Consider the following 779-nt stretch of genomic DNA (forward strand, 5'->3'; position numbering starts at 1 on the left):
GCCGGACCGGCAGGCGGAACGGGACCCGGCGCGTGGCGCGCGCCGCGAAGGCGGGTTGAGGACATGGACGAGATCACCGGCGCCTGGGACTGGCTGACGACCGGCGCCAACTGGGCGGGCACCAGCGGCGTGTGGCACCGCCTGGGCGAGCACCTGTACCTCACCCTGGTGTGCCTGGCCATCTCCTGCGCCATCGCGCTGCCCGTCGCGCTCTACCTGGGCCACATCGGCAAGGGCGGCGCGCTCGCGGTCAACATCTCCAACGCCGGCCGCGCGGTGCCCACCTTCGCCGTGCTCGTGGTGCTGATGCTGACGCCGCTGGGCAAGCACGGGGACGTGCCGACCATCATCGCCCTGGTGCTGTTCGCGGTACCGCCGCTGCTGACCAACGCGTACGTCGGGATGCGCGAGGCCGACCAGGACGTGGTCGAGGCGGCGCGCGGCATGGGCATGTCCGGCTGGCAGTTGCTGGGCCGGGTCGAGCTGCCGCTCGCCTTCCCGCTGATCATGACGGGGCTGCGGACGGCCGCCGTGCAGGTGGTGGCGACCACGACGCTGGCGGCGCTGCCCGGCGGCGGCGGACTCGGCCGCATCATCACGGCCGGCTTCAACACCTACAACACCGGCCAGGTGGTCGCCGGAGCGGTCCTGGTGGCGGGGCTCGCGCTGCTCGTCGAGGGCATGGTGGTGGTCGCCGAGCGGCTGCTGAGCCCGCTGCCGGCGGCGGTCCGCGCGGCCAGGCGGCGCGCGGAGCGCGAGCGGCGCGCGGAGGACCGGGT

General features: G+C 74.6%; 1 protein-coding gene. It reads left to right on the forward strand.

Annotated elements, in window-relative coordinates:
• Positions 1–63: 63 nt before the first annotated feature.
• The coding region (locus tag KUM32_RS42910; protein WP_217146964.1) for an ABC transporter permease at positions 64–779 on the forward strand (716 nt) is incomplete at its 3' end.

Source organism: Streptomyces sp. AC627_RSS907 (genome assembly GCF_019049165.1).